General features: G+C 67.3%; 24 protein-coding genes. 16 read left to right on the top strand and 8 right to left on the bottom strand.

Annotated elements, in window-relative coordinates; translation table 11 throughout:
* The first annotated feature begins 126 nt into the window (after positions 1 to 126).
* Complete coding sequence (locus tag IFT63_RS01830; RefSeq protein ID WP_192083077.1) at positions 127 to 666, top strand: GNAT family N-acetyltransferase; 540 nt, start codon at positions 127 to 129, stop codon at positions 664 to 666.
* Positions 663 to 995, top strand: a complete 333-nt coding sequence (locus IFT63_RS01825) for a non-heme iron oxygenase ferredoxin subunit (protein WP_192083076.1) — start codon at positions 663 to 665, stop codon at positions 993 to 995. The genes IFT63_RS01830 and IFT63_RS01825 overlap by 4 nt, the downstream gene beginning before the upstream one ends.
* Here the strand turns inward: IFT63_RS01825 and IFT63_RS01820 are convergent.
* Positions 992 to 1,966, bottom strand: coding sequence for an ornithine cyclodeaminase (locus IFT63_RS01820; protein WP_192083075.1), 975 nt, complete (start codon positions 1,964 to 1,966; stop codon positions 992 to 994). The genes IFT63_RS01825 and IFT63_RS01820 overlap by 4 nt on opposite strands.
* An 845-nt stretch (positions 1,967 to 2,811) precedes the next feature.
* Between IFT63_RS01820 and IFT63_RS01815 the strand changes: the two genes are divergently transcribed.
* From IFT63_RS01815 to IFT63_RS01775, 9 genes are all read left to right on the top strand, one after another.
* Positions 2,812 to 5,136, top strand: coding sequence for a catecholate siderophore receptor Fiu (locus IFT63_RS01815; RefSeq protein ID WP_192083074.1), 2,325 nt, complete (start codon positions 2,812 to 2,814; stop codon positions 5,134 to 5,136).
* A 58-nt stretch (positions 5,137 to 5,194) separates the two neighbouring features.
* Positions 5,195 to 5,872, top strand: coding sequence for a Fe2+-dependent dioxygenase (locus tag IFT63_RS01810; RefSeq protein WP_192083073.1), 678 nt, complete (start codon positions 5,195 to 5,197; stop codon positions 5,870 to 5,872).
* A 126-nt stretch (positions 5,873 to 5,998) separates the two neighbouring features.
* On the top strand, positions 5,999 to 6,445 hold the full coding sequence (locus IFT63_RS01805; protein ID WP_342450408.1) for a hypothetical protein: 447 nt from the start codon (positions 5,999 to 6,001) through the stop codon (positions 6,443 to 6,445).
* Between the two features lie 150 nt (positions 6,446 to 6,595).
* A complete protein-coding gene (locus tag IFT63_RS01800) occupies positions 6,596 to 8,977 on the top strand; it encodes a TonB-dependent receptor (RefSeq protein WP_192083072.1) in 2,382 nt (793 codons plus the stop codon).
* A 134-nt stretch (positions 8,978 to 9,111) separates the two neighbouring features.
* Positions 9,112 to 9,750: a PepSY-associated TM helix domain-containing protein gene (locus IFT63_RS01795; RefSeq protein ID WP_042615123.1), complete on the top strand. Its 639-nt coding sequence runs from the start codon at positions 9,112 to 9,114 to the stop codon at positions 9,748 to 9,750.
* A gap of 29 nt (positions 9,751 to 9,779) precedes the next feature.
* Positions 9,780 to 10,298, top strand: coding sequence for a DUF2271 domain-containing protein (locus IFT63_RS01790; RefSeq protein WP_192083071.1), 519 nt, complete (start codon positions 9,780 to 9,782; stop codon positions 10,296 to 10,298).
* 49 nt (positions 10,299 to 10,347) lie between these two features.
* Positions 10,348 to 11,151, top strand: coding sequence for a DUF4198 domain-containing protein (locus tag IFT63_RS01785; protein WP_042615125.1), 804 nt, complete (start codon positions 10,348 to 10,350; stop codon positions 11,149 to 11,151).
* Positions 11,152 to 11,207: 56 nt separating this feature from the next.
* Positions 11,208 to 12,167, top strand: coding sequence for an FAD:protein FMN transferase (locus tag IFT63_RS01780; protein ID WP_042615126.1), 960 nt, complete (start codon positions 11,208 to 11,210; stop codon positions 12,165 to 12,167).
* Positions 12,164 to 13,777 carry a flavodoxin domain-containing protein gene (locus tag IFT63_RS01775; RefSeq protein ID WP_192083070.1) on the top strand — a complete coding sequence of 538 codons (1,614 nt, stop codon included), beginning with the start codon at positions 12,164 to 12,166 and terminating at the stop codon, positions 13,775 to 13,777. Before IFT63_RS01780 ends, IFT63_RS01775 begins: the two co-directional genes overlap by 4 nt.
* Before the next feature lie 8 nt (positions 13,778 to 13,785).
* Here the strand turns inward: IFT63_RS01775 and IFT63_RS01770 are convergent, their stop codons facing one another.
* The 4 genes from IFT63_RS01770 to IFT63_RS01755 all read right to left on the bottom strand — a co-directional run bounded on the left by IFT63_RS01770 (position 13,786) and on the right by IFT63_RS01755 (position 16,876).
* Entirely contained in the window at positions 13,786 to 14,394 is a 609-nt protein-coding gene (locus IFT63_RS01770) for a HutD family protein (protein WP_192083069.1), read from the bottom strand.
* A gap of 47 nt (positions 14,395 to 14,441) precedes the next feature.
* Positions 14,442 to 15,158: a murein L,D-transpeptidase catalytic domain family protein gene (locus tag IFT63_RS01765; protein ID WP_192083068.1), complete on the bottom strand. Its 717-nt coding sequence runs from the start codon at positions 15,156 to 15,158 to the stop codon at positions 14,442 to 14,444.
* Between the two features lie 30 nt (positions 15,159 to 15,188).
* On the bottom strand, positions 15,189 to 16,262 hold the full coding sequence (locus IFT63_RS01760) for a L,D-transpeptidase (RefSeq protein WP_192083067.1): 1,074 nt from the start codon (positions 16,260 to 16,262) through the stop codon (positions 15,189 to 15,191).
* Between the two features lie 326 nt (positions 16,263 to 16,588).
* On the bottom strand, positions 16,589 to 16,876 hold the full coding sequence (locus tag IFT63_RS01755) for a ComEA family DNA-binding protein (RefSeq protein WP_249404378.1): 288 nt from the start codon (positions 16,874 to 16,876) through the stop codon (positions 16,589 to 16,591).
* Positions 16,877 to 17,177: 301 nt separating this feature from the next.
* Here IFT63_RS01755 and IFT63_RS01750 point away from each other — a divergent pair, with 301 nt between their 5' ends.
* From IFT63_RS01750 to murU, 4 genes are all read left to right on the top strand, one after another.
* Positions 17,178 to 18,671 carry a M20 family metallopeptidase gene (locus IFT63_RS01750; protein WP_192083066.1) on the top strand — a complete coding sequence of 498 codons (1,494 nt, stop codon included), beginning with the start codon at positions 17,178 to 17,180 and terminating at the stop codon, positions 18,669 to 18,671.
* Positions 18,672 to 18,740: 69 nt separating this feature from the next.
* Positions 18,741 to 19,013, top strand: coding sequence for a GlsB/YeaQ/YmgE family stress response membrane protein (locus IFT63_RS01745; protein WP_042615132.1), 273 nt, complete (start codon positions 18,741 to 18,743; stop codon positions 19,011 to 19,013).
* A 51-nt stretch (positions 19,014 to 19,064) separates the two neighbouring features.
* Entirely contained in the window at positions 19,065 to 20,087 is a 1,023-nt protein-coding gene (locus IFT63_RS01740) for a phosphotransferase (RefSeq protein ID WP_192083065.1), read from the top strand.
* Positions 20,084 to 20,797: an N-acetylmuramate alpha-1-phosphate uridylyltransferase MurU gene (gene murU, locus IFT63_RS01735; RefSeq protein WP_192083064.1), complete on the top strand. Its 714-nt coding sequence runs from the start codon at positions 20,084 to 20,086 to the stop codon at positions 20,795 to 20,797. Before IFT63_RS01740 ends, murU begins: the two co-directional genes overlap by 4 nt.
* A 505-nt stretch (positions 20,798 to 21,302) precedes the next feature.
* On the opposite strand, the gene hda is transcribed toward murU, so the two are convergent.
* The 3 genes from hda to IFT63_RS01720 are packed head-to-tail and all read right to left on the bottom strand — an operon-like array spanning position 21,303 to position 24,315.
* Entirely contained in the window at positions 21,303 to 22,013 is a 711-nt protein-coding gene (gene hda / locus IFT63_RS01730) for a DnaA regulatory inactivator Hda (RefSeq protein WP_042614654.1), read from the bottom strand.
* Positions 22,010 to 23,182 carry an AI-2E family transporter gene (locus IFT63_RS01725; protein WP_042614653.1) on the bottom strand — a complete coding sequence of 391 codons (1,173 nt, stop codon included), beginning with the start codon at positions 23,180 to 23,182 and terminating at the stop codon, positions 22,010 to 22,012. The genes hda and IFT63_RS01725 overlap by 4 nt, the downstream gene beginning before the upstream one ends.
* Positions 23,179 to 24,315, bottom strand: coding sequence for a DUF2066 domain-containing protein (locus IFT63_RS01720; RefSeq protein WP_192083063.1), 1,137 nt, complete (start codon positions 24,313 to 24,315; stop codon positions 23,179 to 23,181). Before IFT63_RS01720 ends, IFT63_RS01725 begins: the two co-directional genes overlap by 4 nt.
* A 98-nt stretch (positions 24,316 to 24,413) precedes the next feature.
* Here IFT63_RS01720 and purM point away from each other — a divergent pair, with 98 nt between their 5' ends.
* Complete coding sequence (purM, locus tag IFT63_RS01715; RefSeq protein WP_342450406.1) at positions 24,414 to 25,475, top strand: phosphoribosylformylglycinamidine cyclo-ligase; 1,062 nt, start codon at positions 24,414 to 24,416, stop codon at positions 25,473 to 25,475.
* Positions 25,476 to 25,526: the final 51 nt, after the last annotated feature.

The raw sequence follows: 25,526 nt of genomic DNA, 5'->3' as shown, positions 1-25,526 counted from the left end.
TGACATGCGTAGGATAGGGGTCAGAGTCAGGGGTCAGATTCCTTCTCTCGCCGCAAAAGGACTCTGACCCCTGACTCTGACCCCATCTTTTTGCTGCAGTCCGCACGGCCTCGCTAGAATGGCGACATGACCACGCTGACCTTCCGTGCCGCCACGCCGGCCGACATTCCTGCCCTCATCGAACTTGTCACTTCGGCCTACCGCGGCGATGCCAGCCGCGCCGGGTGGACCACCGAAGCCGACATGCTGGATGGCGCACGCATCGACGCCGAAGGGCTGCAGGCCGACATCGCGCGCCAGCGCTCCACCATCCTGCTCGCCGAACGCGCTGGCCAGCTGGTGGCCTGCGCCCACGTCGCCGACGGCGGTGAGCACGGCTACTTCGGCATGTTCGCCGTGGCGCCCACCGAGCAGGGCAGTGGCCTGGGCAAGCAGGTCATTGCCGAAGCAGAGGCCCATGGCGTGCGCGAATGGGGCTTGGCCAGCATGCTGATGACCGTGATCGACATTCGCGAGGAGCTGATCGCCTTCTACGAGCGCCGTGGCTATCGCCGCACCGGCATCAAGAAGCCTTTCCCGTATGGTGACGAGCGGTTTGGCATTCCCAAGCGCGATGACCTGCAGTTCGAGATCCTGGAAAAAGTGTTCGAGAGCCATCCCTCATGAGCGAGCCGTGGACCTTCGTCTGTGCCAGCACCGAGCTGCTGCCGGGCGAGATGAAGAGCATCTTCGATGAAGTGACCGGAACGCCGATCGTGGTCTTCAATCTGGACGGCGAGCTGTATGCGCTGGAAGACCAGTGCACCCATGAAGAGTTCGAGCTTTCTTCCGGTGAGTTCAATACTGCCGAAGGCAGCATCGAATGCGTGCTGCACGGGGCCCGCTTCGATGTGCGCGACGGGCGTGCCCTGTGTGCCCCCGCGTACAGCCCTGCGCCGAAATTCCCGGTGAAACGCGAACACGACGCGGTCTGGACGCGGGACGATCGCGATTAAACGCTGACCTGCGCCGTGGGGGCGGCCGTGGCGTGCGCCGGGCAGGTGCTGGTGCCCCTCTGCTCGTACAGCCACTGGGCCAGGTAGAGGTCCAGCACGGGCAACCCCACGCAGGTCATCAGCGCAGGCCGCGCAAGCTCGGCGCAGTGGCGAAGGGTCCGGTCGTGCAGGCTGCATATCTTGAACAGCCCGCTGAGATCGGACAGGCGCAGGTGCTGCCGCGAGAAGTAGAGCGGCAGGCTCTGCGAATTGCGATGGCAAACGCTGGCCACGTCGTCGCAGACCACCGTGCCTCGCGCCAGTACGTGTTTGATGAAGGACTCCGGCAGCTCGTCACCGCCGAGGTGCAGCACGACTACGTCCGGGTGCAACCTGTCGACGGGCACGATGGGACTTCCGGCGTTGGTGGCGGTGATCACCAGATCGACGTGCCCCGGGGCATCGTCGCCGCTACGCACATCCATCCCGGTGCGGGCAGCAGCTGCGGCAGCGAAAGCCTGTGCGCTCGACGGACGGCGGCTGCACACATGGATCCGGTTGATACGGCGGGCATGGTGCGCGTGGAGGTCATCGACGACGCAATCGGCGATTGGCCCCGCGCCGTACAGGCAGATGGACAACCCCTCCCGGTGGGCGAGCAGCAGGTCGACCGCCATCGACGCATAGGCTCCCGTCCTTCGGGCGGACACGGCCGTGCCGTCGAACTGGGCCAGCGGGGTCATGGTGAGCTTGTCGTACAGGGTCAGCAGCGACTGCGAACGCGGAAGGCCCAAGGCGTGGTTGCAGGCATTGGAGCCGACGATCTTGACCGCGCAGTACCGGGCATTCGCACTCACCAGGGCATTCAATTTCCAGTTCAGCCGCTGGTTGCCCGGGCAGGATTCAGCGGCTGATCGATCCAGCAGCATCCCCAGTTCGTCATCGTGAGGCTGCAACACCACCTTGTCCCCGTAAGCGATGCCTTCGCCCATGTCGGCCACGGCGCGACGGGCCAGCCTGCCGATGGTCCGGGGATCCAGCCCGGCAACGGGCGCGCTGGTGGGTTCAGGGACTGTCGAGATGTCCCCGCTGTCACGTGTAAACCGCATGGGAAGAGACCATTCAAGCCGGAATTGGCGTGACAGAGGCTAACGGGCCTTGTCCCGCGGAATCCTTGACGGAGTGCCCTCTGCTGCCCGCATGCGGCATGCCAGTACGCTGTTTCAAGGATTTCCCGACCGGCGCCTTGACCAGTTCCCCACCTGACCGAAATCGCACATGCGAATGGTTCGCGTTACTGCTACGATTTGTAACGTTATGTAACTGGATCCAACCTGCTTGAATGCTGGCCTGCCACCTCCTGCCACGTCCTCTGCCCTTCTGGGTCAAGGGAAATGGCTGGCGTGGGCGGTACTGATGGTGCTGCTGCTATGGCAGCCGGGTAGCCCGGTTGCCACCCCTATGCATGCGGGTGGGCACAGCGCCACGCTACGTTCCGGCAGCCCGGCGCCACATCAGGGATTACCTTTCGAACAGGCCGTGGCGGCCGCCGAAGTGGAACCAGAGCCCGGGCGCAGCAAGCCATCCGGCTGGTATCCCAACGCGGCTACCTGCCGGCTGCGGACCACGCCCCATAAAGCGCAGGTGCCCGAAGCGGCGCTGGCTTTCCGTGCGCAACGGCCACGTCGCCCGCTGGGCCAGGCGCCTCCGCCCCTGACCTGACGGCCGTCGCCCTGCGGCGCCGCCCATGCTTTCTTTCGCACGCCGCCGGCCGATGGCCATGCGTTGCCCAGTCGTCGCCTGGCGGGTCGCTACCCGCCATTACTGAAGTCCTGCCATGAATCCGATCAAAAGCCGCAAGCACGCCTCCGCGTTCCGTCCCCTGCCGCTGGCCACCGCCAGCCTGGCGGCGGGCCTCGGCCTGGCCGCCCTGCCCTCACTGGCCTTCGCCGAAACCAACGACGGCGCACGCACGCTGGACAAGGTGGACGTGCACGCCACCCGCGGCTACAAGGCCGACAAAGTCGCCTCGCCGAAGTTCACCCAGTCGCTGCAGGACACCCCGCAGACCATCCAGGTGATCACGGCCGACCTGTTCAACCAGCAGGGCGCCACCACCCTCACCGAAGCGCTGCGCAACAGCCCGGGCGTGGGCACCTTCTTCGTCGGCGAGAACGGCAACACCGCCAGCGGTGATGCGCTGTACATGCGCGGCTTCGACACCTCCAGCAGCCTGTTCGTGGATGGCGTGCGCGACCTGGGGTCCATCTCGCGCGATGTGTTCAATACCGAACAGGTGGAAATCACCAAGGGCCCGGCCGGCACCGACAACGGACGCTCGGCGCCGACCGGTGCGATCAACATGGTCAGCAAGCAGGCCACGTTGCACGATGAAGTGTCCGGCACGGCCAGCCTGGGCAGCGACCAGCAGCGCCGCGCCACCGCCGACTGGAACCAGTCGCTGGGGGCGACCAGTGCGCTGCGCCTGAATGCCATGTGGCAGGACAGCGACCAGCCCGGCCGCGACCACGTCAACAACTCGCGCTGGGGCATCGCGCCGTCGCTGGCGTTCGGCCTGGGTACCGACACCCGCTATGTGCTCAACCTGCTGTACGTGGATCAGGACAACGTGCCCGATGGCGGCGTGCCCACCCTCGGCCTGCCCGGCTGGATCCCGCAGCCTACCCTGGAAGCGCTGGCCGGCAACCCAGTGGATCCGCAGAACTTCTACGGTACGCGCGCCGACCATGACGATGTCACCGCGAAGATGGCCACCTTCCGCATCGAACATGACTTCAACGATGCGGTGCGCCTGACCAACACCGCGCGCTGGGGCCGCACCGAACAGGACTACCTGCTCACCGCCTTCATGGGTACCGGCACCCGCGCCGCCAACGGCGCGCCCACCGGCAACATCCGTTACACCGACCGCAACGACCTGTCCACGTACACCATCGCGCGCAGCCTGCCCACGCTGAAGGACCAGCGCAACACCCTGCTGACCGACCAGCTCAACCTGCGCGCCGACTTCGCCACCGGCGCCATCGCGCACAACCTGAGCACCGGGCTGGAGTTCACCCGCGAAGAGATGGACAGCTTCGGCCAGGCCGTCACCGGCGGCAGCAGCTGGCCGGCCGCGAACCTGTACACCCCGGACTGGAACGCCGGCGGCCTGGCCTGGGCGCACAACGGCGCCGATGCGCATGGGCGGACCACCACCTGGTCGGCCTACCTATTCGACACCCTGCACCTGGGCGAAAGCCTGCGGCTGACCGCCGGCGTGCGCGCCGACCACTACGACACCCGGTATGCCAGTTCGGTGGTGTGCGGCGGCCGTGCGGGTCCGGTCTGTGGCACCAACCCGGTCGGCACGGTACTGGACACGCCAACGCTGGAAGCATCGGACACGCTGCTCAACTGGAAGCTCGGCGTGCTGTACAAGGCCGGTGATACGGCCAGCATCTATGCCAACTACGCGCTGTCGCAGCAGCCGCCGGGCGGCAGCAATTTCGCGCTCAGCAGTTCGGCCAGCAGCCTGGACAACCCGCGCCTGGATCCGCAGGAAGCGAAGACCTTCGAAGTCGGCAGCAAGTGGGCCTTCCTCGAGGATGCGCTGGCACTGAACGTGGCGATCTTCCAGACCGACGTGGAGAACGAGATCAACACCCAGGTGCTGGATGACGCCGGCAACCCGACCCAGACCGGCAGCAAGCGGGTCAAGGGCGTGGAGCTGTCCGCGGTGGGCCGCATCACCGACAACTGGTCGCTGTCGGCCGGTTACAGCCACTTGGACGCCGAGGTCAAGGAAGGCGCCAACGTGGCCGCCGACGGTACCAGCAACCTGACCTACACCCCCGACGACGCTTTCACTGCATGGAGCACCTATCAGCTGCCGTTCGGGCTGACGCTGGGCGGCGGTGTGCGCTACAGCAGCGCGATGCACCGCGGCACCGACGGCGCAGTCGGCACGCCCTCGTTCACCAAGTCGTACACGGTGTATGACGCGGTGCTGTCGTATGCGGTGAACGAAGTGCTGGTGCTGCGCTTGAACGCGTACAACGTGTTCGACAAACAGTATGTGGCTGCGATCAACAAGAGCGGCTACCGTTACACCCCGGGCACCCCGCGTACGTTCCTGCTCAGCGCGGACTTCCGCTTCTGAGCCGACGGCGCGGGAAGCCCGGTGCTTCCCGCGCCCTTTCCTTTACCGGACGAACACCATGCTGCTGCACATTCCCAACGTGCTCACCGCCGAGGAACTCGGCCAGCTGCAGGCACCGCTGGATCAGGCCGAGTGGACCGACGGCCGCGAGACCGTGGGCCGCCAGGGCGCACAGGTCAAGCGCAACCAGCAGCTGCCCGATGCATCGCCGCTGAAAGCGCAGTTGGGCGAGAAGGTGCTGGCGGCCCTGCAGCGCAACCCGCTGTTCTTTGCCGCTGCATTGCCGTTGAAGATCCTGCCGCCGCGCTTCAACCGTTACCAGGGCGGCGGCACCTACGGGTTCCATGTCGATGGCGCGGTGATGGCCCATGGCGCGCAGGGGCACCTGCGTTCGGACGTGTCGTGCACCCTCTTTCTTTCAGCGCCGGAGGCCTACGACGGGGGCGAGCTGGTCATCAGCGATACCTACGGCGAGCATGAAGTGAAACTGCCCGCCGGGGACCTGATCCTGTATCCCTCCAGCAGCCTGCACCAGGTGAATCCGGTCACCCGCGGGACACGCATCGCCTCGTTTTTCTGGGTGCAGAGCATGGTCCGCGATGACGCCCAGCGGCGCCTGCTGTGGGAGATGGACACCTCCATCGAACGGCTGCGACAGAGCCAGGCCGATGCCGCCGCCGTGCTGCAGCTGAGCGGGGTGTACCACAACCTTCTGCGACGCTGGAGCGAGGTCTGACCCGCCTCCCGCCCCCTTATTGAAGATGTCGCAAACCGTTCTCATTTGCAACGGCAAACGACTCTCACTACAATCACGCCCCGTGCACGCCGCGCTCCGCTGGCGGCCACTACCCGGGGCCCATCCTTGCGTCATCCGCACCGCCATCATCAGCTCGGCGCCGCCATGCGCGGCCAGCGTCCCGCGCTGGCCAGCCTGCTGGCGTGGGTGGCGATGCTGGCGTTGCTGCTGGGCTCGCTGCCGCTGCTCACACTGAGCACCGATCCGCATGCGCCGTCGGCCGTGCTGCAGGCCCCGCTGCCGCTGGAAGAACGTGGCGGCGGCGAACTGTCGCTGCACGAACAGGCACCGGCCAAGCTGCGCCGGGTATCGCTGGGCGAGGATGCCCCGACTACGCACGCTACGCCGGACACGGCCTACACCTTCGCCCTGCTTGGCTGGATGCGGTTGGCGCACGCCCCGAGCGACAGCGCTGATGTTTCCCGCGACTGGCGCCATGCCAGCGCACGGCCGCCGCGCGCCGATGCGCCCGGACGCCGCCAGCAACGCGGCCAGGCGCCCCCGCTGGCCTGATCCACCTTCCGCGTTCGCCCGCTTCCAGGCGCGCACGTTGATCGCTTTCTTCGCATTCGTCACCTCCCGGCCCGGATCGGGCCCTACCGCCCTTCAGCGCGCCTCCGGCGTCGCCCGCGGCGCTTTCCAGCACCCTTTGGAGTTTCTGCCATGGCCCAGCGCCATCGTCTGCGTTCGTCCGTTTCCCTTACTGTCCTGTCCAGCGCCCTGCTGTGCGCCCTGGCTGCACCGGCCTTCGCCGAAGTCGCCGCGCCGCGCACCCTGGACCAGGTGGTGGTCACCGCGTCCGGCTTCGAACAGAAGATCACCGATGCACCGGCCAGCATCTCGGTCATCACCCGCGAGGAGCTGGCCAAGCGCCCGTACATGACCCTGCTGGATGCGGTGCGTGACCTGGAAGGCGTGGACGTCGGCGAGACCCGCGACAAGACCGGGCAGGGCTCGGTGTCGATGCGTGGCATGGGCTCGGACTACACGCTGCTGCTGATCAACGGCCGCCGCCAGAACAACCATGGCGACATCTACCCGAACAACTTCGGCGGCAACCAGTTCAACCACATCCCGCCGCTGGATGCGATCGAGCGCATCGAAGTGATCCGCGGCCCGGCGTCCACGCTGTACGGTGCCGACGCGATGGGCGGTGTGATCAACGTGATCACCAAGCGCGCGCTGGACAGCTGGCACGGCTCGGCCACCGTCGGCCGCACCTTCGAAACCGATGACCAGTTCGGCGATGACAGCACCGTCGATGCCTACATCACCGGGCCGCTGGTGCCTGGCGTGTTGAACCTCAGCGCGCGTGCCAGCTGGTATGACCGCAAGGCCTCCAATCCGGTGTACTCGCCATCCACCGATCCAGCCGGGGTGGAGCACACCCGCCCGCTCGGCTTCGGTGCCGGCGGCAAGACCGTGGACAACACCAATAAATCCGGCGGCGTCAGCCTGGAATGGAATGCCACCGACGCCCAGCGCATCACCCTGGACTTCGATACCTCGCGGCAGGAATACGACAACTCGATCAAGATCAACGACGCCGGCGTGGAGGAGTACCCGGTCGGTACCGTCGATGGCATCGCCTCGATCTGGCGCGGCAACACCACCACCTGCATCACCCGCCGCAACTGCACGCGCGCCGATCCGCGCGTCGGCTACAGCGCCAGCCAGGAGTTCACCCGCGATGCGTGGGCACTGACCCACGAAGGGGACTGGAGCTTCGGCCGCAGCCTGGTGTCGCTGGCCCACGTGGCCACCAACAACGATGGCCGCACCATGCCGTTCACCGTTGACGAGCGCCGCCAGCTGCTGCAGATGCTCAACGGCACCGGCGCCTACGTCGGCCAGACCGAAGCCCAGCGTCGCGCTGCTGCCGAAGCCGCCTTCCTGCCGCGCCCCAAGCGCACGCTGGAAAGCGCCCAGTACACCCTGGATGCCAAGCTGGATATTCCGTTCCAGGCCGCGGGCGAACATATCGCGGTGGTGGGTGCGCAGATCATCCGCGGTGAGCTGACCGACGGTGTATTCGGCATGGAAAGCGGCAATCCGGGGCAGGTGCAGGACCACAACATGTATTCGGTGTTCGCCGAAGACACCTGGAACATCACCGCACCGTTCGCGCTCACCTACGGCCTGCGTTTCGACGACCATGAGGTGTTCGGCAACCACCTGAGTCCGCGCCTGTATGGCGTGTACACGTTCAACGATGCGTGGACCGTCAAGGGCGGTGTCAGCACCGGCTTCAAGACCCCCAAGACCACCCAGCTGTATGACGGGGTGACCGGCTTCGGCGGCCAGGGCACTTCGCCGATGTACGGCAACCCGGACCTGCAGCCGGAAACCAGCACCAGCACCGAACTGGCGGTGTACTGGCAGCACCCGCAGGGGCACAGCGCCAATGCCACCGTGTTCCACAACAGATTCGACGACAAGATCGCCTCACAGCCGTGCGGCCCCGGGTTCGCGCAGGCCTGCACCAGCAGCGGCGAATACGCCGAACTGGGCTATGCCAGCAGCTCGCGTACGGTGAACATCGACGAGGTGGTGATCCAGGGCGCGGAAGTGGCCGGCCGCTGGAAGATCAGCGAACGCTTCGCGCTGCGCGCCAACTACACCTATACCGACAGCGAACAGAAGAGCGGCGCGGAGAAGGGCCTGCCGCTGGGCAACAGCGCCAAGCACATGGCCAACGCCACCTTCGACTGGCAGGCCAGCGAGCGCTTCAACGTGTTCCTGACCGGTGAGATGCGATCCAAGCGCTACCGCGGGGTCAGCGCCATCACCAGCCAGCCGCTGTACTACAAGGATTACACCGTGCTGCACCTGGGTGCCTCGTACGAGGCCACCGAATGGCTGACGGTGAACGCGCGCATCAACAATCTGCTCGACCGCGATTTCACCACCTACCAGGCGACCTTCACCGACCTGGACGGCAACGGCGCCTATGCCGATGGCACCAACGAAGTGCTGTTCGAGGATGACTACAACAACAAGGACAAAGCCCGCAGCGTCTGGGTCAGCCTGAACTTCAGGTTCTGACGGGCTGGGTAGTGACGGCCGCTGGCCGTCATTGGCGAAAGGATTGACGGCCAGCGTCCGTCACTACCGCCCTAATTGCGAACTATTCTCATCAATGCTGTAATGCCCTGTCTCCTCGAATCCTATCCTTCCGCGTGAGCCGATCCGTCTCTACCTCCGTGAAGCAACAGCAAAGCCGCGGTTTCTGGCTGCGCACGCTGCATCAATGGCACTGGATCAGCTCGGCGGTCTGCCTGATCGGCATGCTGCTGTTCGCCGTTACCGGCATCACGCTGAACCATGCAGCGAAGATCGAAGCGAGCCCACAGGTGCAGAACCGCCAGCTGGAGCTGCCCGCCGCGGTGCTGGACCAACTGGGCACGCGCGAAGACGGCAACGCGCCGCTGCCACGTGCCGCGCGCCAGTGGCTGGACGAGGCGCTGGACATTTCCATCGGTGGCCGCGCCGCGGAGTGGTCGCCGGAAGAGATCTACCTGTCGCTGCCACGTCCCGGCGGTGATGCCTGGCTGAGCATCGACCGCGCAAGCGGCGCGGTGGAGTTCGAATCCACTTCGCGCGGGGCGGTGTCCTACCTCAACGACCTGCACAAAGGGCGTAATGCCGGTCCGGCGTGGGGCTGGTTCCTGGATGTGTTCGCCGTGGCCTGCCTGGTGTTCTGCATCACCGGCCTGTTCCTGTTGCACCTGCATGCGCGGCAGCGGCGCATGACCTGGCCGCTGGTCGGCCTGGGCCTGATGATTCCGCTGCTGATCGCCCTGCTGTTGATCCACTGACCTTCCCACCTTTCCTGCTGGAGCCGCCCATGCGCGTCACCCTCACCATCGCCCTCAGCGGCCTGCTGGCCACCTCGCCGGCCTATGCGACCACGCTGGACATCAACGTCGAAGTGCCCAAGCTCAACGTCGCCGAGTACCACCGCCCCTACGTGGCGGTGTGGCTGGAAGGGGCCGACCAGAAGGTCGCCGCCAACCTGTCGGTCTGGTACCAGCAGACCGGCAACAGCGAGGGCCATGGCACCAAGTGGCTGCCGGACCTGCGCCAGTGGTGGCGCAAGAGCGGCCGTACGCTGGAGGTGCCGGTGGACGGGGTGACCGGCCCGACCCGCCCGGTCGGCACCCATGCGCTGTCATTCAACGACCGCCAGCGCGCGCTGAAGGACCTCGCGCCGGGCAACTACACCCTGGTGGTGGAAGCGGTGCGCGAAGTCGGCGGCCGCGAACTGGTCAAGCTGCCTTTCAGCTGGCCGGCAAAGTCCGCGCAGAACGGTTCGGCACAAGGCAGCACCGAACTGGGCAAGGTCACCCTCGCCATCAAACCCTGAGCTGTTCCAGCATGGGTCCGTACCTTCTTTCTCCTGGAGTCATACCCCGATGAAGCGCACGCTCGTCCTCGCCGCCGCCCTGGCTGCTGCCCTTCCCTTCTCCGCCGTGGCTCACAAGGCCTGGCTGCTGCCGTCGCAGACCGTGATCGCCGGTACCAACCCGTGGATCACCGTGGACGGTGCCGTATCCAACGATCTGTTCTACTTCAACCACGTGCCGCTGCGCCTGGAATCGGTGGTGGTCACCGCACCGGACGGCAGCAGCGTGCAGCCGCAGAACAGTGCCACCGGCAAGTTCCGCAGCGTGTTCGACATCGAGCTGAAGCAGGCCGGTACCTACCGCATCGCCTCGGTCAACGACGGCCTGTTCGCCACCTATGAGTTGAACGGCGAGCGCAAGCGCTGGCGCGGCACCGCGGCCAGCTTCGGCGAACTGCCGAAGGAAGCAAAGAACGTGCAGGTATCCGAATCGGTAGGTCGGGTGGAAACCTTCGTCACCAATGGCGCGCCGAACGCCACCGCGCTCAAGCCGACCAACAAGGGCATCGAACTGATCGCGGTGGGCCACCCGAACGATCTGTTCGCCGGCGAAGAAGCGACTTTCCACGTGCTGGTGGACGGCAAGCCGACCGCTGGGCTGGAGTTCGAGATCGTGCGTGGCGCCACGCGTTACCGCAACGCGCAGGAAGAGATCAAGGTCACCAGCGATGCCAAGGGAGAGATCAAGGTGAGCTGGCCGGAAGCCGGCATGTACTGGCTGGAAACCGGGACCGAAGACAACAAGACCTCGGTCAAGCAGGCTGAAAAGCGTAGGCTGAGCTACGTGGCGACGCTGGAAGTGCTGCCGCAGTGATTGATCCCCGGAGCCGGGCCTGGCCCGGCTCCACTGGCACCCTTACGCACTCGCTGATGACCAACCCGCTACTCGATATCGCACGCCTCGGCGGCACCACCATGGGCACGTCCTGGTCGGTTTCATTGGCGGTGCCGCGCAGCCGCGACCTGCATCCGCTGCATGCCGGCATCCAGGCCCAGCTGGACCGTGTCGTGGCGCAGATGAGCACCTGGGAACCGACGTCGAACCTGAGCCGCTACAACCGGGCCGCCGCAGGCAGTTGGCATCCACTGCCGCTGCAGACCCGCCAGGTGCTGGCCGCTGCGCAGGACGTTGCGGCAGCCAGCGACGGCGCTTTCGATCCCACGCTCGGCCCCTTGGTGGCGCTGTGGGGTTTCGGTGCGCATGCCGCCGCGCGGGCCCGCCCGGACCCGCAGGTACTCGCAGCGACCCGCGCCCGTTGCGGCTGGCAGAAGCTGCAGTGGCAAGGCGATGCACTGCTGCAGCCCGGCGCGCTGGAACTGGATCTGTCGGCGATTGCCAAGGGCTTCGGCGTGGACGAAGTGGTGCGCTGGCTGCAGGACCAGCACGTGAGCGCCGCGTTGGTGGAAGTAGGCGGCGAACTGCACGGGTACGGCCGCAAGCCTGATGGCCAGCCATGGCGCGTGCTGGTGGAATCGGCCCCGGAAGAAGACGCGCGTACGCCGACCCCGCCGCGCGTGCTGGAACTGGACGGCAAGGCGATCGCCACCTCCGGCGACCGCTGGCACCACTATCAGCAGGACGGCGAACCGATCAGCCACAGCGTGGATCCGCGCAGCGGCCTGCCGGTACAGCGCGCGGCCGCGGCGGTGACCGTGGTCGCCGACGATGCCATGCACGCCGATGCATGGGCGACCGCGCTGACCGTGCTAGGCCGCGATGCCGGGCTGGAACTGGCGACCCGCCTGCAGTTGGCGGCGCGCTTCCTGGAACGCAGCAGCGAGGGTCCATTGGAAACGCTCAGCCCTGCCTTCCAGGCGTTGCTGCCATGACCCTGCGCCCGTCACGCGCGCTGTTCGGCAACCTGCTGGTGATGTTGGCCTTGGCCATCGTGGCCTGGCTGCTGCTGCGCCTGCACCTGGGCGAAAGCGGGTGGGAGCTTGCCCCGCGCCGCGCCGCGCTGTGGACCGCGATCGCCGCCGTCGGCGGTTACGGCGCGCTGTGTGCCCTGCTGTGGTGGCAGACCCGGCCACGCCGCGAGCGGACCGATCCGGCGCAGCGACCGATCCTGCTGGTGTGGGCCAGCCAGACCGGCTTTGCCGCGCAGTTGGCCGAACGCAGTGCCGATGCCCTGCGCGGTGCCGGCCTGGCAGTGCGCTTGCGCAGCATCGAGCAGCTGGATGCCGCCCTGCTGGCAGACAGCGAACGCGCGCTGTTCATCGCCAGCACTACGGGCGAAGGCGATCCGCCCGACCACGCCGCGCCCTTCCTGCGCCGGCTGATGACCGCAACGCCGTCGTTGGGCCACCTGCATTACGGCGTGCTGGCGCTGGGCGACCACAGCTACGCGCACTACTGTGCGTTCGGCCACCAGCTGGACGACTGGCTGCGCCGGCATGGTGCGCACGCGCTGTTCGACACGGTGGAAGTGGACAACGCCGACCCGGCCAGCCTGCGCCACTGGCAGCAACTACTGGGCCAACTGGGTGGCGATGCCAGCGACCAGCCGGACTGGAGTCCGGTGGACTACCAGGCGTGGACGCTGCTGCGGCGCGAACATCTCAATCCCGGCAGCGCAGGTGGCCCGGTGCACTGGCTGCGGCTGCAGCCGCCAGCAACGGAAGCTGGCAGCGAGGTGCGATGGCAGGCCGGCGACATCGCCGAGATCGGCCCGCAGCACGCCCCCGGCGTGGTGCAGGCATGGCTGCAGCGGCACCGGCTGCAGGGCGACACGCTGCTGGCCGATGGGCAGACCCTGCAGGCGCGGCTGTCACGTTCGCACTTGCCCGGGGTCACCGCGGGTGGCGACCTGCAGACCCTGCTGTCGATGCTGCAGCCGCTGCCGCATCGCGAATATTCCGTTGCCTCGGCCCTGCACGACGGCGCGGTGGAACTCCTGCTGCGGCGGCAACTGCGCGCCGACGGCACGCCGGGCATTGGCAGCGGTTGGCTGTGCGACGTCGCACCGGTCGGCGGCCCGATCGATCTACGCTTGCGCCGCAACCCCAATTTCCACGGCGTGGACAGCACGCGGCCGTTGATCCTGATCGGCAACGGTACCGGCATCGCCGGGCTGCGCGCGCACCTGCGCGAACGCGAAGCGGCCGGAGCCAGCCGCAACTGGCTGCTGTTCGGCGAGCGTAATGCCGCGCACGATTTCCACTTCGGCGACGAACTGGTGCAGATGCAGCAGCGCGGCATGCTGGAGCGCCTGGATGCGGTGTTCAGCCGAGACGGCGGCGCCCACCGTTATGTGCAGGATCGCCTGATGGCAGAAGCCGGGCGGCTGCGCCAGTGGGTCGACGAAGGCGCCGCGATCCTGGTCTGCGGCAGCCTGCAGGGCATGGCGCCGGCAGTGGACGCGGTGATCGAACAGGTGCTGGGCGCCGAAGGAAAAGAGGCGCTGGTGCTGGCCGGACGCTACCGCCGCGACGTGTACTGAAGCACGCGCTACGGCACCGCCGGACCCAGCCGGATCGCCAGCAGTTCACCGCCGCCGTGCAGTGCATGCCGACGACGCTCGCCTGCCGCCAGCCAGGCCGTGTCACCCTGCTGCATCGGCGGCAGGCCGGCGTCGGCGTCGAACCGGGCCTGCCCGGCCAGCAGATGGATGGCCCAGGCCACGTCCGGTTCGGTGAAGAAATACATCGGCCCTACGATGGGCCGGTGCAGCACCTGCGCGGCCAGCGTGTCGCGACGCCACATCAGGTTGAAATCGTGGGTGGTGCCATCCACGAGTTCGCCGTGCAGGGACTGCTCACCGGCGAAACGGACCCGCCCATGCGGCGGCAGCACCTCTTCAAGACGGCCATCATCAAAGCGCAGGCGCACCCCGTTTCCGTGCAGCAGCACCAGCTCGCGATCCACGCCCGGGAAGCTGGAAAATGCCGCGTCTGATTCAATTTCGGCGATTGAGAGACGCACGGCCCAGTCTTTGCCGTCGCTCGGAAGGCGCAGGATTTCGCGGGTCCAGCCCAGGCCATTGCGCCAGCGTTCGCGACGGTAGTCGACGGTCGGAATCACCTGGCTGGGGTGCTGCAGGATGTCGGTCGCGTTCATGCGCCCATTGTGCCGCGCCGTCCTCGCGTTGACGACGCGTCGTGCGGTCAGCGCTTGGCCAGGCTGCCGCCGCAGTCGGCGTCCAGCAGCTGGGAGCGCTTCAGCCAGTCCTGGTCGGGGTAGTACGCAAATACCATCGTGCCACCGCTCAGGGCATCGATCAGCGGCTTGGCAACGGTCAGCCGCACGGCAGGACAGCCGAGGCTGCGACCCAGCCGGCCCTGCAGGCGTGCGGCGGAAGGATTCACGTAGGGCGCGCCGTGGATCACGATCGCCCGCTCCCGCGCGTGGTCGTTGAACCCCGGCTCCAGCCCGTCCAGGCGCAACGAATACCCGTTGCCGCCGACGTAGGTTTCCTTCGCGGTGAACGCCCCGATGCTGGACATGAAGCTGCCCTCGCGATTGGAGAAATGCTCGGTGCGGTCGGCGCCGCTGTTGCGCCCATGCGCAACCCACTCTTCAAACAGCAGGCGCTGGCGGCGCAGGTCGAATACCCACAGGCGCTGCTGGGTGGAGGGACGCGAATAGTCGATCACGCCCAGCCGGTCCGGCACCACGCCCAGTTCGGGCCGGCGCAGCGCGCAGCGCATCGCACTGGCTGCCAGTTGCAGCACCTTGCGGTCGGCGTTGGGCGCAACCCGGGCCAGGATCGCGCCAAGGTCACGGCCGGACACCGCAGCCGGCGGCGGCTGTGCACTTGCGGACAGGCTGCAGGCGGTCAACAGGCCGAGGGCAGCCAGCCAACGGGGGCGTGGCGGTTTCATCTGGGCGGGTTCAACAGGTCCATTCAGACCCTACAGGGTGGACCCGGCCGGTTCGGATTCCAACACCGGCTGCATGCCCGGTTCAGCTGCACTTGGGCGTACCGCCGGCAGCGAGGTCACCAGCAGGGTGGTGCCCGGCACCAGCGCGGCGTACAGCTGGCGGGCGAAATCCGGCGGCAGCGCCATCGGCAGCGACGGCGTGGCCAGCAGGTCCGGGGTGGCCTGTCCTTTGGCCTGCCCCAGCAACGGATAGGCGGTCCAGCGGTGCAGCCGCTGGTGCGCATCCAGCGGGCTGGGCTGGTCGGAATACCCTTCGCCCATCACGAACAGCGTGGTGCCGTCGAAGGCGGGCAAGGCCGAAGCCACCAGCGGTGATTCGCCGATCAACACGCCATCGCGCAGCACGTAGACCCGCTGGTCATGCAGGCTCACCAGCACGCCCACCTGCCCCGCCGGGGCGTCCTGTTCGTTCCAGTAGGCCGCCTGTTCCGCGCTTGCCGGGACTTCCGGCAAGGATTGGCCCCGGCTGGTGACCGGGGCCAGCACCGCCGGGTAGGCCAGGGTCATCGGCGAGCTCTTGGCGTCGGCCACCACCACCGTATCGCCGCGCTGGGTGGCACTGAACAGCTTCTGCGCGAAGGCCTGCGGCAGCCGCACACAACCATGCGACGCCGGGTGTCCGGGCAGTGCGCCGCCATGCAGGGCGATGCCGTCCCAGGTCAACCGCTGCATATAGGGCATCGGCGCGCTGTTGTAGAGGTTGGACCGATGGTCCTTGTCCTTCTGCAGGATGGTGAACACCCCGGTCGGCGTCTCATGGCCCGCCTTTCCCGAACTGATGGTGCTCAGGCCGATGGCGATGCCGTTGCGATATACATAGGCGCGCTGCTCTTCCAGGCTGACCACCAGCACGATGGGGCCCGATGGAGATATCTCCGGGTGCCAGAGGTATTCACCAGGCTTGAGGTCGGTGGGTCCGCGCACGGCCGGTTCGGCCGATGCTTTGGCGGCAGCTGCCGGGGTGGGCAGCTGCGCCCGCAGCGGCAGGGGAGCGATAAGCGCAAGCGCCGTGGCGATCATCAGGGAACACTGCAGCAGTCGCATCAGCGCGGTCATCCAGTCCGTGGCAAGCCACCACGCTAACGTGTCGGCGGCGCAAACAAAAGAAGGCCCGGCGACACAGCCATGTGTCGTACCGGGCCCTGACAACGTCCTTGTCGGCCTCCCGCCGCCCCGCGCATCCTGCGATGGGGGCAGCGTGCTCCGTGCACGGAGGCCGCGATCATCCGTGGTTGTTTATCCCAGCCCCTTCCACAGGTCTGTGATGCCACCGTCCTGGTGTGGTTGACGCCTCCCTGCGCCGGTCGCTGCCGCCACGTCCCGTGGCCGGCCCGGGTCCGCTTCCTGCGAACCGCGACAATTCCCCTGTATCAGCGCCTTGGCACGGAACGCACCGGTACCGGTCCGGGTACCGGATCCACCCGGGACATCGTGTCCCCGGTCGTCATCCGCTGTCGATTCCGTTCGACGATGGCTTTCCCTATGCCCTTCACCTGCGTCAAGTCCTCGACGCGTTTGAAGGGCCCGTGCTGCTGCCTGTGCTCGACGATCGCGGCCGCCCGGCTGGGCCCCACCATCGTCAATCCCTGCTGCAGTGCAGAAGCATCTGCCCGGTTGATGTCGACCGGCGCGGCCGCAAAGGCCTGCGTGATCCCCATCGCCAGAAGCAGTGCCCGCAACACGATCCACCAAGGCACGACGTCGTTCTCCTTGTGATCCGAACCTGTCCCGACCGGCATTCCCGTCGGTAGAGACACTGTCCGTCACCACATGTACACAGACTATCGGTCCGTGACATTTCTAACAGCCAGCTAAATACCCGACGCCGTGTAGGAAATTTCCTACCCCCGCTGCTGCGAAAAGACGGGCCGACTCCGTCAGCCGCCCCTATGGCGCACAGTCGGCCATTTCCCGCACGCGTAGAATGGGCGGATCAGTCATTCCAATTCGGAGCTCCAGATGGACAGCGCCAAGCTCGGCCACTACGTCAACCAGAAATGGGACGAGGAAATCGTCCCGCAGCTGGTCGATTACATCCGCATCCCCAACAAGTCGCCGATGTTCGACGCCAACTGGGTGCAGAACGGCTACATGGAGCAGGCCGTTGTCCTGATGGAGAACTGGGCCAAAGCCCAGGACATCCCCGGCCTGAAGGTCGACGTGGTCCGCCTCGAGGGCCGCACCCCGCTGATTTTCCTGGAAATCCCGGCAAGTGGCAGCGAGACCGGCGACGACACCGTGCTGCTGTATGGCCATCTGGACAAGCAGCCGGAAATGACCGGCTGGGATGATGACCTGGGCCCGTGGATCCCGGTGCTGCGCGATGACAAGCTGTACGGCCGCGGCGGCGCCGATGACGGTTATGCCATCTTCGGCTCGCTGGCCGCGGTGCTGGCGCTGCAGGCCCAGGGCCTGCCGCATGCCCGCTGCGTGATCCTGATCGAAGCCTGCGAAGAATCCGGCAGCTACGACCTGCCCGCCTATGTCGACCACCTGGCCGACCGCATCGGCAAGCCGTCGCTGGTGGTGTGCCTGGATTCGGGCTGCGCCAACTACGACCAGCTGTGGTGCACCACCTCGCTGCGCGGCCTGACCGGCGGCAACTTCTCGGTCAAGGTGCTCAACGAAGGCGTGCACTCCGGTGACGCGTCCGGCGTGGTGCCGTCCAGCTTCCGCCTGCTGCGCCAGTTGCTGTCGCGCATCGAGGACCAGGACACCGGCCGCATCCTGATCGACGGCATGCAGGTGGAGATTCCCGCCGAACGCCTGGAGCAGGCCAAGCGCGCCGCCGAAGTCGTCGATACCGCCATCTTCGACAAGTTCCCGCTGGTGGACGGCCTGGTGCCGATGAGCGAAGACCTGACCGAACTGGTGCTCAACCGCACCTGGCGCCCTGCCCTGTCGGTGACCGGCATCGGCGGCATGCCGTCGCTGGAATCGGCCGGCAACGTGCTGCGCCCGCATACCGCGGTGAAGCTGTCGCTGCGCCTGCCGCCCACCGCCGATGGCAAGGCCTGCGGCGAACTGCTGAAGGAAGCCCTGCTGCGCGACCCGCCGAACGGTGCCGAAGTGACGCTGGAGCTGGAGAAGGCGTCCAGCGGCTGGAATGCACCGGCGATGTCGCCGTGGCTGACCCAGGCGATCGACGATGCCAGCCGGATGTTCTTCGACAAGCCGGCCATGTACATGGGCGAAGGTGGCTCCATTCCGTTCATGGGCATGCTCGGCGAGAAGTTCCCCGGCGCACAGTTCATGATCACCGGCGTGCTCGGCCCGCATTCCAATGCACACGGTCCGAATGAGTTCCTGCACATCCCGATGGGCAAGAAGGTGACCGCCTGTGTGTCCAAGGTGATCAGCGAACACCACGCCGCCAGCCTGCGCGGGGAGACCAGCGGTTCGCCGGTCGCCGCCGACAGCGGAACCCGCCACGGCGGCCACGGCTGCTGCTGAACTGGGTAAAGTGAGCGACGCCGCCGGCCCGGTCCGGCGGCGTCCCTCATTGCAAAGGATTCCCTGTCCATGAATGGTCTGTTCGGCAGCACCAGCTGGCTCTACATCATCCTGGTCGGCTTCGTGGTGGGCCTGCTCGGCCGCTTCGTCATGCCCGGCAACAACCGCATGGGCTGCCTGCTGACCATCGTGCTCGGCATCGTCGGCGCGCTGCTGGCCGGCTGGTTCGGGCAGTACATGGGCTGGTACGCCGCCGGCGAACCGGCGGGTTTCCTCGGCGCGGTACTGGGCGCGGTCGCGATCCTGGCCCTGCTCCGCCTGGTCAGCGGCGGCCGTCGCTGATTCTTTTCTTCCCCTGATGTCGGCGCCTGCGGGCGCCCGGATGCTGCCTGCATGAACGATCCCGCTTCCCATCCCGAACGCGCCGCGCAGCGCCTGCAGTGGGCACGCGCACAGTTGGGCGATGACCAGGCGATGCTGGACCGCGCGTCGGTGGATGCGGGCATGCGCAGTTACTGGCGCGCCACCAGCCGGGGTGGCAGCCACATCGTGATGGACTCCCCACCCGGCCTGGAAGACGTGCGGCCGTGGTTGCGCATGCGCGCCCTGCTGCAGGGGCACGGTCTGCGCGTACCGGCTGTGCTGGCCGAAGACATCGAGACCGGACTCCTTCTGCTGGAAGACCTGGGCGGCCCGACCCTGGCCAAGGTCATCGACGCCGACAGCGCCGATGCGTGGTTCGAGCGCGCGATGGACCAGCTGCTCAGCCTGCAGCAGATGCCGGTACCGGACGACTTCGGCCGCTTCGGCGAGGCGCTGCTGCAACGCGATGCGGGGCTGTTCGACGACTGGTTCCTGCAGCGCCATCTGGGCATCACCCTGGACGACGACGACCGCCTGCGCCTGCAGGCCGCGCAGCAGTTGCTGATGGACAACGCGCTGGGCCAGGCCCAGGTGATGACCCACCGCGATTTCATGCCGCGCAACCTGATGCCGGTGGCCGATGGCCCGGCGGTACTGGATTTCCAGGACCTTGTGCGTGGCCCCATTGCCTACGACCCGGTCAGCCTGTTCAAGGACGCATTCCTCAGCTGGCCGTTGGCGCGCGTGGATGGCTGGCTGGCGCGCTACCACCAGCGCGCGCTGGCGGCCGGCCTGCCGGTGCCGGTGCTTGCGGTTTTCCTGCGCGATGCCGACTGGCTGGGCATCCAGCGCCACCTGAAGTGCCTGGGCATCTTCAGCCGCCTGCGCTACCGCGATGGCAAGGGCCATTACCTGGACGATGCGCCGCGCTTCATCGCCTACCTGGATGAAGTACTGCCGCGCTATCCGGAGCTGGCCGGGCTGCGGCACCTGCTTGATGCGCGGATCAAGCCGGCGATGGCCGCCCAGGGCGAACCGGTGCTGGCCCGATGAAGGCGCTGATCTTCGCCGCCGGCCTCGGCGAGCGGATGCGCCCGCTCACCCTGCACACCCCCAAACCGTTGCTGCCTGTGGCCGGCAAACCGTTGATCGTGTCGCACCTGGAGCGGCTGGCCGCGCTTGGCGTGCGCGATGTGGTGGTCAATATTTCCTGGCTCGCCGAAGCCTTCGCACCGACCCTGGGCGATGGCCGCCAGTGGGGCGTGCAGCTGCATTTCGTCAACGAAGGCGACACCCCGCTGGAAACCGGCGGCGGCATCCTCAATGCCCTGCCCGTGCTCGGTGATGCCCCGTTCCTGGTGGTCAACGGCGATATCTGGACGGACTTCGATTTCGCCACCTTGCCGCGCGAGCCGGCCGGGCAGGCGCACCTGGTGATGGTGGACAACCCGGCCCAGCACCCGCAGGGCGATTACCGCCTGGATGCCGCAGGCCTGCTGCACCACGACCGCGCAGGGGCCTGCCTGACCTATGCGGGCATCGGCGTGTACCGGCCCTCGATCGTCGCCAACTGGCGGCAGGTGATCGGCACCGCAGCGGGAAGCGAACGCACGCCGCCGCGGTTCAGCGTGGTGCCGCTGCAGAAGCACTTCATGGCGCAGGGATCGGTCACGGGGCAGCATCATCGCGGACGCTGGACCGATGTGGGGACGGTGGATCGGCTGCGATTGCTGGATCTGGAGCTGGGACGGTCGAACGGGTGAGACCCCCTCGCGGGTGGCTGGTTTGGAGCTGCCGTTGGGGGTGGCGCCGGGCGGTGGGGCTGGTCGGGGGACGGCAAAAACCGCATCCATGCGGGCCTCGTTTCGCGCCATCCATGGCGCTCAACGCCCCCGCCCAGCCCCACCGCCCGTCGCCCTGACAGGTTCCGGTGGCCGCCACCCGCGTAATGAAAAATGAAAAGCGCTAGCGCCGAGCCATGGTCGGCGGAAACCATCAGATCCCATTTCCCCACCATCCGCCGACCATGGGTCGGCGCTACCAGAGCGCCATGGCTACCGTGGACCTGTCGAAGGTGGGGCGGGGTGGCTGTGCAGGACCGTCTTTTCGCATGGATGCGAAAAGCGAGCCCCCATGGACGGGTTCACGGCGTGTCCTGCACAGCCACCCCGCCCCACCAACACACAGCCCTGCAGGCTGTTGACGTTGACGTTGCTCCGGCTTGAAAAAAGCGGGCCGCCGGGCTGCAAGCCCGGCATCCACCACCAATCAATAACGCGGCCGGCCGTCTTCCAGTACCTGGCGCAGGAACGGCACGGTGATCCGCCGCTTGGCCGCCAGCGATTCGCGGTCCAGCCAATCCATCAGCGTGATCAGCCCACCCAGCTCGCGGCCGGAGTGGGACAGCAGCCATTCGATGGAGGCCTCGTCGATGGACAGCCCCCGGCGCAACGCGCGGTCACGCAGCACCGCCGCACGCCCCTCTTCGTCCAGCGCCTGCAGCACCACGCGCACGCACTGCCCCAACCGTGAACGCAGGTCCGGCAACACCAGGCCCAGCTCCGCCGGCGCCGCCTGCGCGGTGTACATCACCGCCGTACCGGCAGCGCGCGCACGATTGTGGAAATCGAACAGCGCTACCTCGTCATCGCGCCCACCGGCCACCGCGTCCAGCCCATCCAGCACCACCAGATCGCGCTGCTCCAGCCCTTCCAGCACCGCACGCACCCGCCCCACCACCGCGCTCAGCGGCACGTAGGTCGGGGTGCGCCCGGCCTGTTCGGCGTTGGAACACATCGCCAGGGCCTGGTGGGTCTTGCCGGTGCCGGCCGCGCCTTCCAGGTACACCCAGTCCGGGCTGGCTCCCACGGCAATCGCACGCAGCTGCGCCAGCGCACCATCCGGTGCGCCGATGAAGGTTTCCAGTCGCTCGTCCTGCGGGTAATGCAGGGCCAGCGGCAGCTGCGGTACTGCGCTCACTTCGGTTCCGGCCCCTTCGGCGCGCCGTCGACGATGATGACCTGCTTGTCGATGTACGAATCGAGCACGATCGACGGTTTCTCACCGGCATACAGCTCGCTTTCGCGGTAGCGCTGGTGGGCATAGCGCAGCAGCACGTTGCTGACTGCCGCCACCGGCAACGCCAGCAGCATGCCGAGGAAACCGAACAGCTGGCCACCGGCCATCACCGCGAAGATCACCGCCACCGGATGCAGGCCGATCTTGTCGCCGACGATGCGCGGGGTCAGCACGTAGCTTTCCAGCAGCTGGCCCACGGTGAACACCACGCCGACCAGCAGCAGCAGCTTCAGGTCGAAGCCCTGCGACTGCACCAGTGCAGCGATCACCGCCATCAGGATGCCGGTGGTGGCACCCAGGTAGGGAATGAAACTGATCAGCCCGGCGATGATGCCGATCAACAGGCCCAGGTTCAGGCCGACCATCGTCAGGCCACCGGCGTAGATCACGCCCAGCGCGATCATCACCAGGAACTGGCCACGGATGAACGCGCCGAGTACATCGTTGGATTCGCGCGCCAGCTGGGTGATGGTGCCCACGTGGTTGCGCGGGATGACCGAACGCACGCGCTCCACCAGCAGGTCCCAGTCACGCAGGAAGTAGAACGCCAGGATCGGCAGCAGCAGCAGGTTGACCACCCAGGTCACCATCGCAAAGCCGGAACGCTGCACATAGCCGAAGAACTGCTTGGCCACCCCGCCGGCCTGCTGCCAGTGGCTGCGGATGTACTCCATCACCCGGTCCGAATCCAGCCACTGCATCACTTCCAGGCCGGTCTTCTGTTCGAACCAGGGAATGCCCTTCTCCATCAGCCAGGCCTGGGCCTGCGGCGCGGAAGCGATCAAAGTACTGATCTGGCGCTCGATCATCGGCACCAGGATCAACAGCAGCGCGGTGATCACCAGCACCATCGCCACGAACACCAGGATCACGCCGGTGTTGCGCGAACGCCCGGTCGCCTCGATCCGGTCCACCAGCGGATCGCCCAGCCAGGCCAGCGCCAGCGCCAGCACAAACGGGGTCAGGATGGGCGCCAGCAGCCAGACCACCCAGCCGATCAGCAGCGCGACCGCGACGAACTTGACGCGGCGCAGGAACAGGGCGATTTCCGCCTCTGGAGTGTGGATCATCGCAGGCGATACTCGTTGCTGGCCGGGGCCGGATTCTGTTCATCACCGTCCAGGGTGATCGCCACCGGCGCGACCGGCACCAGCACGCCGTCCTCGCCCAGCATGCGGTTCAACCCGGCAAGGCCGGTGGTCATTTCAAGGCTCAGTTCCAGCCGGTTGCCTACTGCGCGCAGCGGGATGATGTTGCGCACCACCGGCACCTCGCGCAGGCCGGCGGCCAGGCGCATGTAGTCGTCGGCGCTGTCGATCCCGGTCACCACGATGCGGTAGGTGCCGGCCTGGCCGGTTGCCGCGCCGGGCTTGGCATAACGGCGCACCAGCGCGTCGGCCGCGCCGTCGGCACCGCCGGCCATCGCGCGCATGGCGTTGGCATCCTTGGTGGTCCATTTGTTCAGTTCGCGGCCGTTGTCGACGAACACCCAGTCCGCCGTCCAGCCGCCATCCGCGCGCGAGAGCTTGCCGATCAGCTGCATCGGCGGGGCGTAACGGGCCGACGCCCGCGCCACCGCAGCGGTGTCCTGGCGCCAGATCGCACCTACCAGCGCCTGTTCGGCGGTACTGCCGGTCGGCAGGCCCAGCTTGAAGCCGCGTTCCACCGCCCGCGCCAGTACCGGGCGCACCGCGTTGGCCTGCTGCACGGTCACCAGCCGCGGGCCGCTGCCATCGTCGATGGCCAGCCACAGCACCGGCTTCGGGCGCGGCTGCGGCCACACCGGCAGGCCCAGCGCGGCGACCATCGCATCCACGTCGTCTTCGCGGAAACGGGCGACCAACAGGGTGCGGAAGTTCGGCGCACCACTGGCGCTGGTGCTCTGGTCCTGCTTGTAGTCGTAGCTCTGCACGTAATCCTTCGCATTGCGCAGGGCCTGCACCACGCCCGGACGGGCGGTGATGTTGCGGTCGCCGGACAATTTGCCCAGCACCTCGGCCAGCGCGCGCGACAAGCCGCCGTTGCGATCGGCGTCGCTCTGGCCCCGGACCGGGACCTCGGCCTCGTAGGCGCCGCTGGCGGTGGCCACGTCCCCTTCGGTGCGCGGGCCGCTCTGGGCCAGGGCGGCAAAGGGCAGGCACGCCGCGAGGAGCATGATGAGGAACGTGGTCCTGAGGGGGCTGCGGGGCATCTGGACTTCCATTGGCTCGACGTATCCGGGGAGATTGTTGCCCGAATAGGGTCTTTGCGCCAACGTGGCCTGTTAAAATCGCCGTCTCACCCTTGCCAGCGCCGACGCCCGTGACCAACAGCCCGTCCTCCGCCCCTACGCCCCTCACCTACCGTGACGCGGGTGTCGACATCGATGCCGGCAACGAACTGGTCGAGCGCATCAAGCCGCTGGTCAAGCGCAGCTTCCGCCCTGAGGTAATGGGCGGACTGGGCGGCTTCGGTGCCCTGTTCGACCTGTCCAACAAGTACCGCGAGCCGGTGCTGGTGTCCGGTACCGACGGCGTCGGCACCAAGCTGAAACTGGCCCAGCAGCTGGGCCGCCACGACACCATCGGCATCGACCTGGTCGCCATGTGCGTGAACGACGTGCTGGTCCAGGGCGCCGAGCCGCTGTTCTTCCTGGATTATTTCGCCACCGGCAAGCTGGACATCGACACCGCCGCGGCGGTCGTGGGCGGCATCGCCAACGGCTGCACCGAGGCCGGCTGCGCGCTGATCGGCGGTGAGACCGCTGAAATGCCCGACATGTATGCCCCGGGGGAGTACGACCTGGCCGGCTTCACCGTGGCCGGCGTGGAAAAAAGCGAACTGAAGGATGGCGCCAGCGTTGCCGAAGGCGACGTGCTGATCGGCATCGCCTCCTCCGGCCCGCATTCGAACGGCTATTCGCTGGTGCGCCGCATCTACGACCGCGCTGGGCAGCCGGCCGATCTGCTGCTGGACGACGGCGTGAAGCTGGTCGATGCGCTGATGGCGCCGACCCGCCTGTACGTGAAGCCGATCCTGGCCCTGCTCAAGACCCACGGCGAGGCGATCCACGGCATGGCCCACGTCACCGGCGGTGGCCTGACGGAAAACATCATCCGCGTGGTGCCCGACGGCCTGGGCCTGGACATCGACGCCCGCAGCTGGACCCTGCCGCCGGTGTTCCAGTGGCTGCAGCGCGAAGGCGCGGTGGCCGATACCGAAATGTGGCGCACCTTCAACTGCGGCATCGGCTTCGTGCTGATCGTCGCCGCCGAGCAGGGCGCCGCCGTGGCCGAGGCTGCCGGCGCGCAGGGCCTGCAGCACTGGACCATCGGCAAGGTCGTGCCGGCCGCGGAAGGTGCCGAGCGCGTCCACATCGGCTGATCCCCGGATCCGCGCCGGTAGCGCCGAGCCATGCTCGGCGAGCGCAGCGGG

The organism is Stenotrophomonas sp. CFBP 13724 (assembly GCF_014841975.1).
Taxonomy (GTDB): domain Bacteria; phylum Pseudomonadota; class Gammaproteobacteria; order Xanthomonadales; family Xanthomonadaceae; genus Stenotrophomonas; species Stenotrophomonas lacuserhaii.
The sequence above is the reverse complement of the archived record's forward strand: the minus strand, read 5'-3'. Positions and strand labels throughout refer to the sequence as shown.

Bases quoted from the DNA above. Each gene is read 5' to 3' on its own strand.
- IFT63_RS01750 (WP_192083066.1), top strand. From the start codon at position 17,178: ATGGACAGCGCCAAGCTCGGCCACTACGTCAACCAGAAATGGGACGAG.
- IFT63_RS01745 (WP_042615132.1), top strand. From the start codon at position 18,741: ATGAATGGTCTGTTCGGCAGCACCAGCTGGCTCTACATCATCCTGGTC.
- IFT63_RS01725 (WP_042614653.1), bottom strand. From the start codon at position 23,182: ATGATCCACACTCCAGAGGCGGAAATCGCCCTGTTCCTGCGCCGCGTC.
- IFT63_RS01780 (WP_042615126.1), top strand. From the start codon at position 11,208: ATGACCAACCCGCTACTCGATATCGCACGCCTCGGCGGCACCACCATG.
- IFT63_RS01775 (WP_192083070.1), top strand. From the start codon at position 12,164: ATGACCCTGCGCCCGTCACGCGCGCTGTTCGGCAACCTGCTGGTGATG.
- IFT63_RS01720 (WP_192083063.1), bottom strand. From the start codon at position 24,315: ATGGAAGTCCAGATGCCCCGCAGCCCCCTCAGGACCACGTTCCTCATC.
- IFT63_RS01830 (WP_192083077.1), top strand. From the start codon at position 127: ATGACCACGCTGACCTTCCGTGCCGCCACGCCGGCCGACATTCCTGCC.
- IFT63_RS01800 (WP_192083072.1), top strand. From the start codon at position 6,596: ATGGCCCAGCGCCATCGTCTGCGTTCGTCCGTTTCCCTTACTGTCCTG.
- IFT63_RS01760 (WP_192083067.1), bottom strand. From the start codon at position 16,262: ATGCGACTGCTGCAGTGTTCCCTGATGATCGCCACGGCGCTTGCGCTT.
- IFT63_RS01815 (WP_192083074.1), top strand. From the start codon at position 2,812: ATGAATCCGATCAAAAGCCGCAAGCACGCCTCCGCGTTCCGTCCCCTG.
- murU (WP_192083064.1), top strand. From the start codon at position 20,084: ATGAAGGCGCTGATCTTCGCCGCCGGCCTCGGCGAGCGGATGCGCCCG.
- IFT63_RS01820 (WP_192083075.1), bottom strand. From the start codon at position 1,966: ATGGGCGAAGGCATCGCTTACGGGGACAAGGTGGTGTTGCAGCCTCAC.
- IFT63_RS01765 (WP_192083068.1), bottom strand. From the start codon at position 15,158: ATGAAACCGCCACGCCCCCGTTGGCTGGCTGCCCTCGGCCTGTTGACC.
- IFT63_RS01770 (WP_192083069.1), bottom strand. From the start codon at position 14,394: ATGAACGCGACCGACATCCTGCAGCACCCCAGCCAGGTGATTCCGACC.
- IFT63_RS01740 (WP_192083065.1), top strand. From the start codon at position 19,065: ATGAACGATCCCGCTTCCCATCCCGAACGCGCCGCGCAGCGCCTGCAG.
- IFT63_RS01755 (WP_249404378.1), bottom strand. From the start codon at position 16,876: ATGGGGATCACGCAGGCCTTTGCGGCCGCGCCGGTCGACATCAACCGG.
- IFT63_RS01785 (WP_042615125.1), top strand. From the start codon at position 10,348: ATGAAGCGCACGCTCGTCCTCGCCGCCGCCCTGGCTGCTGCCCTTCCC.
- IFT63_RS01790 (WP_192083071.1), top strand. From the start codon at position 9,780: ATGCGCGTCACCCTCACCATCGCCCTCAGCGGCCTGCTGGCCACCTCG.
- IFT63_RS01810 (WP_192083073.1), top strand. From the start codon at position 5,195: ATGCTGCTGCACATTCCCAACGTGCTCACCGCCGAGGAACTCGGCCAG.
- IFT63_RS01825 (WP_192083076.1), top strand. From the start codon at position 663: ATGAGCGAGCCGTGGACCTTCGTCTGTGCCAGCACCGAGCTGCTGCCG.